At 70.1% G+C, this 14,497-nt stretch carries 12 protein-coding genes; 3 read left to right on the top strand and 9 right to left on the bottom strand.

What is annotated here, in order from left to right; translation table 11 throughout:
• Positions 1-7: 7 nt before the first annotated feature.
• Both CF165_RS44400 and CF165_RS44395 read right to left on the bottom strand, forming a co-directional pair.
• Positions 8-991, bottom strand: coding sequence for a glutathione S-transferase family protein (locus tag CF165_RS44400; protein ID WP_093953636.1), 984 nt, complete (start codon positions 989-991; stop codon positions 8-10).
• A gap of 8 nt (positions 992-999) precedes the next feature.
• Positions 1,000-1,476: a MarR family winged helix-turn-helix transcriptional regulator gene (locus CF165_RS44395; protein ID WP_093953612.1), complete on the bottom strand. Its 477-nt coding sequence runs from the start codon at positions 1,474-1,476 to the stop codon at positions 1,000-1,002.
• 105 nt (positions 1,477-1,581) lie between these two features.
• On the opposite strand from CF165_RS44395, the gene CF165_RS44390 reads away from it, so the two are divergent.
• Complete coding sequence (locus tag CF165_RS44390) at positions 1,582-2,139, top strand: YceI family protein (RefSeq protein ID WP_093953611.1); 558 nt, start codon at positions 1,582-1,584, stop codon at positions 2,137-2,139.
• Positions 2,140-2,161: 22 nt separating this feature from the next.
• Here the strand turns inward: CF165_RS44390 and CF165_RS44385 are convergent, their stop codons facing one another.
• The 6 genes from CF165_RS44385 to CF165_RS44360 are packed head-to-tail and all read right to left on the bottom strand — an operon-like array spanning position 2,162 to position 8,854.
• Positions 2,162-2,764 carry a TetR/AcrR family transcriptional regulator gene (locus CF165_RS44385; RefSeq protein ID WP_093953610.1) on the bottom strand — a complete coding sequence of 201 codons (603 nt, stop codon included), beginning with the start codon at positions 2,762-2,764 and terminating at the stop codon, positions 2,162-2,164.
• 16 nt (positions 2,765-2,780) lie between these two features.
• Positions 2,781-4,784, bottom strand: coding sequence for a glycoside hydrolase family 31 protein (locus CF165_RS44380; protein WP_093953609.1), 2,004 nt, complete (start codon positions 4,782-4,784; stop codon positions 2,781-2,783).
• A gap of 21 nt (positions 4,785-4,805) precedes the next feature.
• The gene (locus CF165_RS44375) at positions 4,806-5,621 is read right to left on the bottom strand and encodes a carbohydrate ABC transporter permease (RefSeq protein WP_093953608.1); all 816 of its coding nucleotides are present in this window, start codon (positions 5,619-5,621) and stop codon (positions 4,806-4,808) included.
• Entirely contained in the window at positions 5,618-6,559 is a 942-nt protein-coding gene (locus CF165_RS44370; RefSeq protein ID WP_093953607.1) for a carbohydrate ABC transporter permease, read from the bottom strand. The genes CF165_RS44375 and CF165_RS44370 overlap by 4 nt, the downstream gene beginning before the upstream one ends.
• Positions 6,556-7,788: an ABC transporter substrate-binding protein gene (locus CF165_RS44365; protein ID WP_093953606.1), complete on the bottom strand. Its 1,233-nt coding sequence runs from the start codon at positions 7,786-7,788 to the stop codon at positions 6,556-6,558. The genes CF165_RS44370 and CF165_RS44365 overlap by 4 nt, the downstream gene beginning before the upstream one ends.
• A gap of 55 nt (positions 7,789-7,843) precedes the next feature.
• Positions 7,844-8,854: a LacI family DNA-binding transcriptional regulator gene (locus CF165_RS44360; RefSeq protein ID WP_093953605.1), complete on the bottom strand. Its 1,011-nt coding sequence runs from the start codon at positions 8,852-8,854 to the stop codon at positions 7,844-7,846.
• Positions 8,855-9,201: 347 nt separating this feature from the next.
• Between CF165_RS44360 and CF165_RS44355 the strand changes: the two genes are divergently transcribed.
• Positions 9,202-12,147, top strand: a complete 2,946-nt coding sequence (locus tag CF165_RS44355) for a glycoside hydrolase family 3 protein (RefSeq protein WP_093953604.1) — start codon at positions 9,202-9,204, stop codon at positions 12,145-12,147.
• Positions 12,148-12,219: 72 nt separating this feature from the next.
• Here the strand turns inward: CF165_RS44355 and CF165_RS44350 are convergent, their stop codons facing one another.
• On the bottom strand, positions 12,220-13,041 hold the full coding sequence (locus CF165_RS44350; protein ID WP_093953603.1) for an SAM-dependent methyltransferase: 822 nt from the start codon (positions 13,039-13,041) through the stop codon (positions 12,220-12,222).
• Between the two features lie 122 nt (positions 13,042-13,163).
• Between CF165_RS44350 and CF165_RS44345 the strand changes: the two genes are divergently transcribed.
• Positions 13,164-14,492 (top strand): cytochrome P450, encoded by a 1,329-nt coding sequence (locus tag CF165_RS44345; RefSeq protein WP_093953602.1) that lies wholly within the window; start codon positions 13,164-13,166, stop codon positions 14,490-14,492.
• Positions 14,493-14,497 lie beyond the last annotated feature (5 nt).

Genomic DNA, 14,497 nt, shown 5'->3' with positions numbered 1-14,497 from the left:
CAAGAAATCAGAGCGCGGGCACCCTCTCTTCGGTGGGCGGCGGGCCGGGCGGGGTGCCGTCGCCGAACGGGCGGCCGCCCAGCTGCTCGCGGTCGTGCGGGGTCAGCCAGCCGGACACGTCCGGGCCCAGCGGGACGATCCCGGACGGGTTCACGTTCTTGTGCACCACGTAGTAGTGCTCCTTGATCTGGGCGAAGTCGATCGTGTCGCCGAACCCGGGCGTCTGGAACAGGTCGCGGGTGTAGGCCCACAGCACCGGCAGCTCACTGAGCTTCTGCCGGTTGCACTTGAAGTGGCCGTGGTAGACCGCGTCGAACCGCACGAGCGTGGTGAACAGCCGGACGTCCGCCTCGGTGATCGTGTCGCCGACCAGGTACCGCTGGTCCGCCAGCCGCTCGGACAACCAGTCGAGCCGGGAGAACAGCTTCCGGTAGGAGTGTTCGTACGCCTCTTGGGACCGGGCGAACCCGCACTGGTACACCGCGTTGTTGACGTCGGTGAACACCTTCTGCGCGACGTCGTCGATCTCGTCCCGCAGCTTCTCCGGGTACAGCTCGGGGGCGCCTTCGCGGTGGTACGCCGTCCACTCGGTCGACATGTCCAGCGTCATCTGCGCGAAGTCGTTGGTGACGACCTTGCCGCTCGGGATGTCGACGAAGGCCGGCACCGTGATGCCGCGCGGGTAGTCCGGGTCGCGCTTGAAGAACGCCTCCTGCAGCCGCTCGATGCCCAGCACCGGGTCGCGGCCACCGGGGTCGAGGTCGAAGCTCCAGCTCCGCTCGTCGTGCACCGGCCCGGCGATGCCCATCGACAGCACCGGCTCCAGGCCCAGCAGCCGCCGCACGATCACCGCGCGGTTCGCCCACGGGCACGCCCGCGCGACGACCAGCCGGTACCGGCCGGGCTCGACGGGCCAGCCGTCACGGCCGTCGGCGGTGATGCGGTCCGGGAGGTAGTTCTGGTCCCGCTTGTACTCGCCCTTGTCGGTCATCGGCATCCTCAGCAGTCGTCGGTGGGGGGAGCGGTGTCCAGTGCCGCGGCCAGCCGGGCCAGCACCGGCCCGGCCGCGTGGATGTCCTCGGCGCTCAGGTGGTCGAACACCGAAGCCCGCACGCGGGCGAGGTGGCCCGGGTAGGCCGCCTCCAGTCTGGCCAATCCCGCCTCGGTCAGCACGGCGTTGGACGCGCGCCCGTCCTCGGCGCACCGGCGCTTCTCGACCAGGCCGCGGCGGGTCAGGGCGTCGACCACCCGGCTGATCCGGCTCAGCGACAGCCCGGTGGTCGCGGCCAGCGCCGAGATGCGGAGCAGGTGGTCCGGCGCTTCGGACAGGGCGACCAGCACCCCGTAGTCGGTGATGGTGAGGCCCGTCTCGGGCAGGAACTGGTCCTCGAGCGCGCGCGGCAGCGCGGTCATGATGCGCATCAGCGGCCGCCAGAAGGCGGCTTCTTCGAGGTCGAGCGCGGACAGATCACCCATACCGGTGAGTCTAGCGAAAGCTTGCTTGCGCAACCAGCCAAAGTGAGTACAGTGTTGTTGAGCCCTCAATCACTGGGGGGCGTCCGACGAGGAGAGAAGAAGAGCATGACCAGCGCGACCACCTACCCCCAGCTGACCGGTGAGTACACCCTGGATGCCGCCCACTCGCGGATCGGGTTCGTCGCCCGGCACGCCATGGTGACCAAGGTGCGCGGCAGCTTCAACGACTTCACCGGCACCGCGACCATCGACGGCGACGCGCCGGAGAAGTCGAGCGTCCAGGTGACGATCCAGGCCCAGAGCATCGACACGCGCAACGCCGACCGCGACGGTCACCTGAAGAGCAACGACTTCCTGTCGATGGACGAGTACCCGCAGATCACGTTCACCTCGACCGAGATCAAGCAGACCGGCGAGACCAGCTTCGACGTGACCGGCGACCTGACGATCAAGGACGTGACCCGCTCGGTTACCGTCCCGTTCGAGTTCGAGGGCTCGGCCAAGGACCCGTTCGGCAACGACCGGATCGGCTTCGAGGGCTCGACCGCCATCAGCCGCAAGGACTACGGCATCACCTGGAACGCCGCGCTCGAGACCGGCGGTGTGCTGGTCAGCGACAAGGTCACGCTGGAGTTCGAGATCTCCGCGATCAAGTCCGCCTGACTTTCGGGAGCGGGAGCCGGGATCACCGGCTCCCGCTCGCCCGCAGGTTCTCGATCCCGACGTCGAGGGCCGCCTCGAGATGATCGATGCGGCCGGTCGACAGCATCACCACGACGCCGCCCTGGAGGCCCGCCAGCAGGGCGGCCGCGGCGCGTCCGGCGTCGAGCGCCGCGTCGACCTCACCGGCCGTCTGCATGTGCCGGACACCGGCTTCGATCTCGTCCTGCCACCGCCGCAGCATCTCGCTCACCACGGCCTGCGCACCCGGCGTCGCGCGGCCGAGCTGGGAGATGAGCACGTTGAGCGGGCAGTGCTGCCCCCGTCCGCGGTAGTGCGAGACGACCGTGTCGCGCCACCGCCGCCACGCGGCCCACGAGGTGAGCTCGCCCAGCTGCGGCTGCTGGACTTCGAGGACCTGGTCCGCTTCGAAGCGGGCCACCGCCAGCAGCAGCTCCTCCTTGCCGTCCGGGAAGTAGTGGAAGAGCTGGCTTTTGCTCGTCCCGGTCCGCGCCCGGACGTCGTCCAGCGTCGTGACGGCGACACCCCGCTCGCGGATCTCGGCCGCCGCACCTTCGACGATCCGCTGCCGCGTCGCGGCGCCTTTCGCGGTCAGCTTTGGACTCACTGGTCCACTTTAACCGCTACTGCGCGCGGATCGGCAGCTCCGCTTCGTCCCGCAGGAACACCGGGATCCGGTCCGCCGGCGCCGCTGCTTCGATCGTGATCCCGCCTTCGTGACGTTCGCCGCTCACCGCGTCCGTCCACACCGCACCCGAGGGCAGGTACACGCTCCGGGAGGTGACTCCGGGCGAAAGCACCGGCGCCACCAGGACGTCCGGGCCCAGCAGGAACTGGTCCGAGACGTCCCAGGCCGCCGGGTCCGCCGGGAAGTCCACGAACACCGGGCGCATCGGGGGGACGCCCTGCTCGTGCGCCACCCGCATCTGCTCCATCAGGTACGGCCGCAGCCGCTCGCGCAGCCGCAACGACTCCGAGATCGCCTCGTACGCCGAGTCGCCGTACGACCAGACCTCGTTCGGGCCGCCGGTCATCTCCGGGCCGAACGCCGGCCGCGGGTCGCGGAAGCCGTGCAGGCGGAACAGCGGGCAGAACACGCCGTACTGGAACCAGCGCACCATCAGCTCGCGGTACTCCGGCGAGTCCGGGTCGCCCCCGTGGAAGCCGCCGATGTCCGTGGTCCACCAGGGGATCCCGGCGACCGCCACGTTGAGCCCCGCCCGCACCTGCGCCCGCAGCGACGCCCACGTCGCCCCGACGTCGCCCGACCACAGTGCGGCCCCGAACCGCTGGCTGCCCGCCCACACCGACCGGGACAGCAGCACGACCTCGTCGTCGCCTTCGGCGCGGATGCCGTCGTGGAAGGTCTGCGCGTTCGCTTGCGGGTACATGTTGAACACCTCCGCGCCCGGACCGGCGTGGAAGCCGAGGTTGTGCGGGTGGCCGGGCTGGATCTCCGGCTCGTCGCCGTCCAGCCACCACGCGCGGACGCCGAGGTCGTAGTAGTTCTGCTTGATCTTGTTCCAGACGAACCGCCGCGCCGCGGGGTTCGTCGCGTCGTAGAACGCCACCGGCATCTCGACGTCGAAGCCCTTGTCCTTCCACGGCGCGTGGAACGGGACGCCGTTCTCGGTGGCGACCAGCAGGCCGTTCTCGTGCAGCTCGCGGTAGTTCTCCGACAGCGGGTTGACCGACGGCCACACCGACACCATCAGCTTGACGCCGAGGCCGGAAAGCTCCCGCACCAGCCCGGCCGGATCGGGCCACTCGGCCGGGTCGAACTTCCAGTCGCCGAGGTGCGTCCAGTGGAAGAAGTCCGTGACGATCACCGATAGCGGCAAGCCGCGCTCGTGGTACTCCCGCGCCACGGCCAGCAGCTCGTCCTGGCTGCGGTAGCGCAGCTTGGACTGCCAGAACCCGGCCGCCCACTCCGGCAGCATCGGTGCGTGGCCGGTCGCGTCGGCGTAGTGGCCGAGGATCTGCCGCGGCCCGTCGCCGGTGGTGACCCAGTAGTCGATCTGCCGCGCGTCGTCGGCGACCCAGCGGGTGCCGTTGGCGGCCAGCTCGACCCGGCCGACGGCGGGGCTGTTCCACAGGAACCCGTAGCCGCGGCTGGACAGCAGGAACGGCACCGACACCTCGGCGTTGCGCTGCACCAGGTCGAGCACGAGCCCCTTCTGGTCCAGCCGGCCGTGCGTGCGCTGGCCGAGGCCGAAGATCCGTTCGTCGTCGTAGGCGGTGAACCGCTGTTCGAGGCGGCCGTAGCCGTTGCGCGACGGCATGAACAGCCGCGCCCCCGGCCACCAGAAGTGCGCGCGCTGCTCCGACAGCAGCTCCTCGCCGGTGTCCGTGCGGACGAACCGCAGCTGCGCGTCGATCCCCGTGTCGGTGTCGGCGATCTCGACGATCGCGGTGAGGGCGCCGTTGACCACCCGGCCGGTCCGCCCCTCGACCGAGGCGGTCGCGGCGGACGGCTTCGCGGGCAGGAGTGCCCCCGGGACGTCGTCGAGGATGCGGTGCCGCCCGGCGCGCACGCGCAGGCTGCCGTCGCCCCACGGCTCGATGCGCAGCACCTCGTGCCGCACGCGGACTTCGAGCGAGCGGCCGTCTTCGGTCGTGGCGATCACGCTGTGTCTCCTTGGAAGAAACTAGTCTTTGACGGCGCCGCTGGTCAGCCCGGCGACGACGTAACGCTGGGCGACGACGAGCAGGACGGCCGCGGGGACCGCGGCGAGGACGGCGGTGGCCATGATCCCGTTCCAGTCGGCGGACTGGTTGCCGACGAACCGGTAGATGCCCACCGTGATGGGCTCGAACACCTGCCCGGTGGTGAGGGTGACGGCGAACAGGAAGTCGGCCCAGGCGAACAGGAACGAGAACAGCCCGGCCGTGACCAGCGCGTTGCGGCTGACCGGCAGGATGATCGAGAAGAACGTCCGCCAGTACCCCGCACCGTCCACTCGGGACGCTTCGGTGAGCTCCCTTGGCACGGAGATCATGAACGCCCGCAGCAGCAGGATGGCGAACGGGATGGTCGCGGTCGAATCCGCGAGGACCAGCCCGACGTAGTTGTCGATCAGGCCGAGGTTGCTGAACACCGTGTACAGCGCGTTGGCCATCACGATGCCGGGGATCATCTGCACGATGAGCAGCACGAACACCAGCGCCGGGCCGCCGCGCACCTTGAGCTGCGCCAGCGCGTAGGACGCGGGTGCCGCCACCAGCAGCGACACGAGCACCGTGCCGAGCGCGACGATGACGCTGGAGAGCAGGTTCGGGCCCTGCGTCGCGACGGCCTTCCGGTAGCCGTCCAGGGTGCCGCCGACCGGGAAGAACGCCGGGTCCGGGCGCAGCAGCGCGCCGCTCGGCTGCAGGGAGGCGTTGACCATCCAGTACAGCGGGAACAGCAGCACCGCGACGATCAGCACGCCGGCGACGGTCCGCGGCCAGTTCGACGTCTTCATGCCGCCGCCTCCGCCAAGGTCGCCTTCGCCGAGCGCAGGTACAGCAGCCCGAACACGGTCGCCACCACGATGAGGATGTTGCCGACCGCCGCGCCCTGGCCGAACGCGAAGTCCTGGAAGGACAGCCGGTACGACCACGTTGTCAGCGTCTGCGTCGCGTTCGCCGGCCCGCCGCCGGTGACGACCATGATCACGTCGAACACCTTGATCGTGTAGACCAGCCCGAGCATGAGCACGATCCCGGTGACCGGCCGCAGCAGCGGCCAGGTGACGTGCCGGAACCGCTGCCACGGGCCGGCGCCGTCCAGCGAAGCGGCTTCGTAGAGCGACGCCGGGATCGCGCGGAGCCCGCCGTGCAGGATCACCAGGTTGAACGGGATGCCGATCCAGATGTTGGTGAGGATCACCGCCGGCAGCGCCCAGCTGGTGCTGCTCAGCCACGGCACCGCGTCGAGGCCGACGAACCGCAGGCCCGCGTTCAGCACGCCGTGGTCCTGGTCGAACATCCACCGCCAGATCGCCCCGCTGACCACCAGCGGCAGCAGCCACGGCAGCAGGAGCAGCGACCGCAGCAGCGCGCTGCCGAGGAAGCGGCCGTTGAAGAACACCGCGAGCGCCAGGCCGATGCCGAACTGGAAGACCAGCGACCCGGCGGTGAACAGCACGGTGTTGAGCGCCGCCGTCGAGAACAGCGGGCTGCTCAGCACGGCGGAGTAGTTCGCGAAGCCGACGAACGGCGCTTCGCCGGTGTAGAACGACTTCACCGTGTAGTTCTGGGTGCTCATCACCAGGTTCGCGACCAGGGGATAGCCGAAGAACACGATGATGTAGGCCAGTGCCGGCAGGAGGAACGCCCACGCGGCGAACCGGTGGTCCCGCCGGGACTTCCGGTTCGCGCGGGGCGGTGCCGAGACCGTCGGGGCGGCGGCGACCGTCACGAGCCGCTCGCCTGCTGCGCGGCCTTGAGCGCCTGGTCGACCGGCGTCTTCCCGGTCAGTGCGGCCTGGAGCGCGTCGGCCAGCGCCTGCGAAACCTTCGGGTACTTTTCGCCGAGCTCGGCGGTGCGGGAGCGGGCCGTGCCGACCTCGTCGACGAACGCCTGCATCGACGGCTGCTCGGTGCCGAACTTCTGCGCGGTGGCCGTCTTCGACGGGATGTAGGCGTGCGCCTTGCTCCACTCGAGCATCGTCGGCTCGGACAGGATGCAGGAGAGCACCTTGCCGGCGGCCTGCTGGGTGGGCCCGCCGGTGACCGGGATGGTGCCGACCTCGCCGCCGAGGGCGACCACCGGCTTGCCGCCGGCCTGCGGCACCGGGATCGGCACGACGCCGTAGTGCAGCGACTTCTGCTCGTCGAGCCGGGCGATGTTCCACGACCCGTTGATCATCATCGCCGCGTTGCCGCCGACGAACTGGTCGGCGACGTCGTTCTGGTTCCAGGTCACCACGGACTTCGACGCCGAACCGGAGTTCACCAGGTCGGTGACGTACTGCAGCGCCTGCGCCGACTTCGGTGAGTCCAATTGCGACAGTTCGGCGCCGTTGCTCCAGAAGAACGGCAGGAACTGCCAGGTGCCCTCTTCGGACGGGATGGCGGAGAAGGCGAGGCCGTACTTGCCGTCCTTGGTCAGCTTCGCCGCGGCGGCCTTCAGCTCGTCCCAGGTCTTGGGCGGCTCGACGCCCGCGGCCTGCAGAAGATCCTTGTTGTAGATGAGCGCGAGGCCGTTGACGCCGGGGGCGACACCGTACAGCTTGTCCTGGTAGGTCCCGGCCTTGACGATGCTCGGGTAGTAGCCGTCGGTGGTGATGCCGTAGTCGGTCAGCGGCGTCAGCGCGCCGGTTGCGGCGACCTGCTGCAGCGTCGGGTTGTCGGTGAACAGGAGGTTCGGCAGGGTCTTCGAGCTGGCGCTCTGCAGGACCTTCGGCAGCATCTGGTTGGTCGGCACCTTCTGCCGCTCGATCTTGATCCCGGTCTGCGTGGCGCAGGTGTCCAGGATCTTCTGCCACGCGGCGGAGCCCTGCTCGTCGGCGTAGTAGTCGAGCTCGGTGATCGACGTGGCGGCCGGAGCGCCGGCGCCGTTCGACGCGGACGGGGCCGGGCTGGGGCTGCAGGCGGCCAGCAACGCGGCGCTCGCGGTCAGGACGAGGGCGCGACGGGCTACGGACATGGTGACTCTCCTTCGGCGGCGGAGCAGAACCGGGCTGTATTGATCCTTGGCCGGATCAGCAAGGGCGGGGCGCGGCGGTGCTTTCGCGCCGGGTGAGGCGGGGCCCGAGCAGCCGGACCTCCGGGGTGGCGTGGCCGGCGAGCCGGCGCATGGTCATTTCGACGGCCTGGGTGCCGACCTCTTCGGCCGGGATGGCCACGTTGGTCAGCGAGACGACGTGCTGCTCGGCCATGCTGTCCGGGCACACGGCGATGACCGAGATGTCCTCGGGCACCCGCAGGCCGCGGTGGCGCAGGTCCGACAGCAGCCCGGGCAGCACGGCCTCGTTGTGCACGACCAGGCCGGTCAGCTCCGGGTCGGCGGCGAGCAGGTCGTCCACGCAGGCGCTCACCGCTTCGTAGGAGTGGGCGCACGCCCGGGATTCCGCCCGCACCCCCCGGCTCTTCGTGGCTTCGTCGAAGCCGCGCAGGAACCGGGTCGCGTAGCTCGTGCCGCGCCGGTAGACCGCGGGGGAGGGGCCGATCAGCGCGATCGAGCGGTGGCCGAGCTCGGCCAGGTGCGCGACGCACGCCGTGCCGGCGGCGGTGAAGTCGAGGTCGACGCAGCTCAGCCCGGCCGGGTGGTCGGGCACGCCGATGAGCACCACCGGCAGGTCGAGCGCCAGCAGCATCGGCACCCGCGGGTCGGCGGTTTCGACGTCCATCACCATCAGCGCGTCCGCGATCGCCGACGACGCGACCCGCTGCAGCGCGGCGGGTCCTTCGTCCTTGGTGAGCAGCAGCAGGTCGTGGTCGTAGGCGCGGGCCGCGGTGACCGCCGAGGCGACGAACTCCATCACGACGGCGACGTTGAGGTCCGTGCGCAGCGGCACGACCAGGGCCAGCACGTTGGTCTTGCTGCTGGCCAGCGCCCGCGCCCCGGCGTGCGGGTGGTAGCCGAGCTTGCGGATGCTGTCCTCGACCAGCCGCCGGGTCTTCGGCGAGATCGAGCGTTTGCCGCTGATCACGTACGACACCGTGCTGGGGGCCACTCCGGCCGCGTTGGCGACGTCGTTGATCGTGACCACGGGCGGCCTCCTGGGGACGGGCGGGCGAAGCGGTGTCGAAGCGCATCGACGATGGCACGAAGGTAAGTGACACACGCCGGAAACACAAGCATCATTCCCCGTTCGCCCGCATTCGATTCGATTTCGACAACGGGCGGGTTCGTCGAATTTGTCGAAAGTCCCTGTTGAACGCTGTTTTGGCAGCTCAGCGCCGGATTGCCGCGATTCGACCATGGCGTCTGGGAGCGTTCCCAGGAACTCTTGACCGGACGCTCACCCGGCTGTAATAGTCGTCACGATCCCCACCCCTTCGACGCGAATGTTTGCGCCGCGTCGTCGAAACGATTCGACGATTCCGGAGGCTGTCCGTGCGCCACTCCCTCTTCCGCCGTGTTCTCGTCCCGGCGGTGGCCGCGACCCTGCTGCTGGCACCTTCGCCGGCGCTCGCGGCGCCCCCACCCCCCTTCCGCGACCCGTCGCTGCCGCTGGCGACGCGGATCGACGACCTGCTGTCCCGCCTGACGGCGGACGAGAAGATCTCCCTGCTGCACCAGTACGAACCGGCCATCCCGCGGCTCGGCATCGGCGTGTTCAAGACCGGCACCGAGGCGCTGCACGGCGTCGCCTGGTCGACCGACTACGACAACAAGGGTGCCGTCGTCAAAGCCGACGGCACCGTGTTCCCGCAGGCCATCGGCCTCGCCAGCACCTGGGACCCGGCACTGGTCAAGAAGGTCGGCGCGGCCGTCGGGCAGGAGGCGCGCGGCTTCAACGCGGAGAACCCGACGCTGTGGGGCCTCAACCTGTGGGCGCCGGTGGTGAACCTGCTGCGCGACCCGCGGTGGGGCCGCAACGAAGAGGGCTACTCCGAGGACCCCCACCTCACCGGGGAGCTCGCGACCGCCTACGGCCACGGCATGCAGGGCGACGACCCGCGTTACCTGCAGGCCGCCCCGACCCTCAAGCACTACCTCGCCTACAACAACGAGGTCAACCGCGACACCAGCAACTCCTCGGTGCCGCCGAAGATCCTGCACGACTACGACGAGCAGGCGTTCAAGATCCCGCTGCAGAACGGCGCGGCCAACGCCGTCATGCCGTCGTACAACCTGGTCAACGGGCGACCCAACCACGTGAGCCCGGACCTCGACGGCAAGCTGCGGCAGTGGGCGCCGCAGGACATCGCCGTCGTCAGCGACGCCGGCGCGCCGTCCAACCTGGTCAACTCGGAGAAGTACTACGCCACCAAGGCCGAAGGCGACGCGGCGGCGATCAAGGCGGGGCTCGACAGCTTCACCGACAACGACACCGACGGCTCGATCACCGTCGCCGCGGTCAAGGAGGCCCTGAGCAAGGGCCTGCTGACGATGGCCGACGTCGAGAACGCCGACCGGCACCTGCTGTCGCTGCGGTTCCGGCTCGGCGAGTTCGACCCGCCGGGCAGCAACCCCTACGCGAAGATCACCCCGGCGGTCATCAACTCGCCGGAACACCAGGCCCTGGCGCGCAAGGCCGCCGACGAACAGGTCGTGCTGCTGCGCAACAACGGGAACGCGCTGCCGCTGGACGCCGCGAAGAACAAGAAGATCGCGGTCGTCGGCCCGCTCTCGAACACCCTGTACGAAGACTGGTACAGCGGCGCGATGCAGACCAAGGTCACGCCGGTGCAGGGCATCAAGGAGCGGCTCGGCTCGGCGGGCACGGTCGCGTCGTCGGAAGGCGTCGACCGGATCGCGCTGAAGGACCTCTCGACCGGCCGGTACCTGACCGCGCCGGCGACCACGGGCAAGGTGACCGCCGGCGGGACGACCGCGGGCACCGCCGAGTCCTTCGACGTCTACGACTGGGGCGCGGGCAAGAACACCCTGCGCGCGGCGGCGAACGGCAAATTCCTGAGCTATTCCGGCGGCGCGCTGGTGAACGACGTCGACCAGCCGGCCGGCTGGTTCGTGCAGCAGCAGCTGAAGCTCGACGCGCAGCCCGACGGCAGCTACGTGCTCGAGTACGCGGGCAACGAAGTGAACGAATCGTGGTTCGGCCCGAACAAGTTCGCCGTCGTCGGCGCCGACGGGGTCCTGACGATCTCCTCGCCGGACGCCGCGCACGCGACCAAGTTCGGCCGTGACGTGCTGACCAGCGGGGTCGGCAGCGCGGTCGCCGCCGCCAAGGACGCCGACACCGCCGTCGTCGTGGTCGGCAGCATGCCGTTCATCAACGGCCGCGAGGCCAACGACCGGACGAGCACCGAGCTCGCCCCGGCGCAGCGCGCGCTGATCGAGGCCGTGCAGAAGGCGAACCCGCACACCGTCGTCGTGGTGGAGAACAGCTACCCGACGACCGGCTGGGACACGCTGTCCGTGCCCGGCATCGTGTGGACCAGCCACGCCGGGCAGGAGACCGGGCACGCGGTCGCCGACGTGCTCTTCGGCGACACCGACCCGGGCGGGCGGCTCACCCAGACCTGGTACGCCTCCGACGCCGGCCTGCCGAGCATCCTGGACTACGACATCGCGAAGACCGGGATGACCTACCAGTACTACCGCGGGAAGCCGTTGTTCCCCTTCGGCTACGGGCTCAGCTACACGAGCTTCCGCTACGCCAACGTGCGCACTTCGCAGGCGAACGGCAAGGTGCGGGTCAGCGTCGACGTGACGAACACCGGCGCCCGCACCGGGTCCGACGTCGTCCAGCTCTACTCGAGCGCTCGGCAGTCCCGCGCCCAGCAACCGGTGAAGCAGCTGCGTGACTTCTCCAAGGTGACCTTGGCACCGAAGGAGACGCGCACGGTGTGCTTCGACGTGCCCGTGGCGGACCTGGCCTTCTGGGACGTCACGCGCGGGAAGTCCGTCGTGGAGAGCGGCGTCTACGACTTCTCGGTCGGCCGCAACGCCACCGACGTGGCCGGCTCGCAGCCGGTGTACGTCGCGGGGGAGCGGATCCCGGCTCGCGACCTGAGCCGCCCGACCCCGGCCGAGAACTTCGACGCGTACCAGGGGACGACGCTGACGGACACGGCCAAGACGGCGGGTACCTCCGTCGCGGCCACGGCGGGCAGCTGGCTGGCGTTCAAGGACGTCGCGCTGAGCAGTCCGGCGAAGCTCACGGCTTCGGTGTCCGCGCCGGCGTCATCGCACGTCACGGTCCGCCTGGACTCGCCGACCGGTCGCGTGCTCGGCACGGCTTCGGTCTCGAGCACGGGTGACCGGTACGCGTACACGACGGTGACCGCCGCACTGGCGAAGGCCGCCGGCCGCCACGACGTGTACCTGACGTTCGACGGCCCGGTGAACCTGGCGACGTTCTCGCTGCGGTGACCAGTCTGCCGCAGCCGGTCGTGAGTGAGAAACAGTGTTAGAACACTGTTTCTCACTCACGACCCGGGCAGCTCAGGGTTTGCGGCCGACGCCCGCGTAGGGGAGGGAGTTGACCGACGGGTCTTCGGACATGTCGCCGACTCCCTCCGGGCGCCACATCGCGCAGCCGACCAGGCCCGGTTCGACCAGGTCGAAGCCCTGGAAGAACCGGAGCACCTGGTCGTGCGTGCGCGGGAACGGCCGGTTCTGCTGGTTCTGCCGGCTCGTGTAGACCTCGATCGCCTCGTCGAGGCCCGCCGACCCGGAGTCCGCCGCGACGTGCGTCAGAGCCAGGAAGCTGCCCGGCGCGAGCCGGTCGCGGTAGCGGGCGAGGATGCCGGCCGGGTCCCACGAGTCGGGCACGAAGTGCAGCAGCAGCAACATGAACACGCCCGTCGGCTGGCCGGGATCGAGCAGCCGGCGCGCCGGCTCGGCGTCGAAGATGTCGTTGACGTCGCGCAGGTCGGCCTGCAGCACCGCGCAGTTTTCGTTGCCCTGCAGCAGCAGCTCGCTGTGGGCGACGGCGACCGGCTCGCGGTCGACGTACACCACCCGGCACGCCGGGTCGGCCTGCTGGACGATCTCGTGCAGGTTCCCGACGGTCGGGATGCCGGAGCCGATGTCGAGGAACTGCCGGACCCCGGCGTCGACCATGTACCGCGCGGCGCGGCGCAGGAAGGCGCGGTTGAGCCGGGCCGCGTCGCGGATGCCCGGCATGATCTCGAGGATCTGCTCCCCGAGCGCCCGGTCGGCGGCGAAGTTGTGGTCGCCGTCGAGCCAGAAGTCGTACACCCGCGCCGGGTTCGGCACCTCGGTGTCGATCTCCGGCGGTACCCAGCTCGCTTCCCCCGTCACGGGACCTCCCACCCTCGCGCACTCCGGAGCGCGGAGTTTAGCGCCCTCATCCGTTCGTGTGGACTCGCGCTCGGGGGACCGGCGCCCCGGCTAGGGTGGCCCGGTCACGAGGAGGCGAGGCCATGCCGAACCCGCGTCCCGTTCCCGGCCGCTTGCCCGTGCTCGGCCACACCGTGTCCCTACTGCGCGACCCGCTGAAGCTCTTCACTTCCCTTCCGGCGCACGGAGAAGTCGTCAAACTCCACCTCGGGCCGCTGCCGGTGCACGTGGTCACCACCCCGGAACTGGCCTGGCAGGTGCTGGCCACCGACGCCGGCAAGTTCGACAAGGGCCTGGTCTTCGACAAGATGCGGCCCCTCTTCGGCGACGGCCTGGCCACCTCGAACGGCGATCTCAACCGCCGCCAGCGCCGGCTGGTGATGCCCGCCTTCGGCCGCACGCGGATCGCGGGCTACGCCGAAAACACCATGACGAAGCTGGCCGGGGAGCTGGCGGAATCGTGGCGGCCGGGCGAAGTCGTCCAGTTCGACCAGTGCATGCAGGACCTCGTGCTGACCATCGCCGGGCAGACGCTGTTCTCCACCGCGCTCGGCGACGAGGCGCTCGAAGAGATCCGGCGCTCGATCCCGGTCATGCTCAAGTACGTGCTCGTGCGGGCGTTTTCGCCGAAGTTCGTGGAGCGGCTGCCGATCCCGCCGAACCGGAGGTTCGACGCCGCGGCCGCGCGCCTGCGCGAGGTGATCGGCGAAACCGTCGTCGCCGCCCGCGAACAGGGCACCGACCACGGCGACCTGCTGTCAACGCTGCTGCTGGCCCGCGACGAGGACACCGGGGAAGGCATGTCCGACCGCCAGGTGCACGACGAGGTCATCACGATCCTGACGACCGGCGCCGAGACCACCGCCGTCGCGCTGGCCTGGTTCTTCCACGAACTCGGGCGGCACCCGGACGTCGAACGCCGGTTCCACGCCGAAGTCGACGAAATACTCGACGGCCGGGCCGCACGCTTCGAAGATCTGCCCGATCTCGGTTACACGCGGCAGATCGTCGACGAAATCGTCCGCCGCACCCCGCCGCTGATCCTCATGCGCCGCGCCCGCGAGGACGTCGAACTCGGCGGCGTCCGGATCCCGGCGGGCAGCGAGGTCGCCGTCAGCCAGCACACCCTGCACCGCGATCCGCGCTGGTTCCCCGATCCGGACCGGTTCGACCCGGACCGCTGGGCACCCGGCCGCGCCGCCGAACTGCCGAAGGGCGCGTACATCCCCTTCGGCGCCGGGGCGCGGCTGTGCCCGGGGCACGTGTTCGCGCCGACGGAGATCGCCGTCGTGGCGGCGACCATCGGCGCGCGGTGGCGCCTGGTCCCGGTGCCGGGCAAGAAGGTCTACGCGCAGATCAAGGCCACGATGCAGCCGAACCGGCTGCCGATGACGGTCGTTCCGCGGACCTGACGGTG

Source organism: Amycolatopsis vastitatis, from assembly GCF_002234595.1.
Taxonomy (GTDB): domain Bacteria; phylum Actinomycetota; class Actinomycetes; order Mycobacteriales; family Pseudonocardiaceae; genus Amycolatopsis; species Amycolatopsis vastitatis.
Note: the sequence above shows the minus strand (reverse complement) of the source record. Positions and strands in the feature narration are given on the sequence as shown.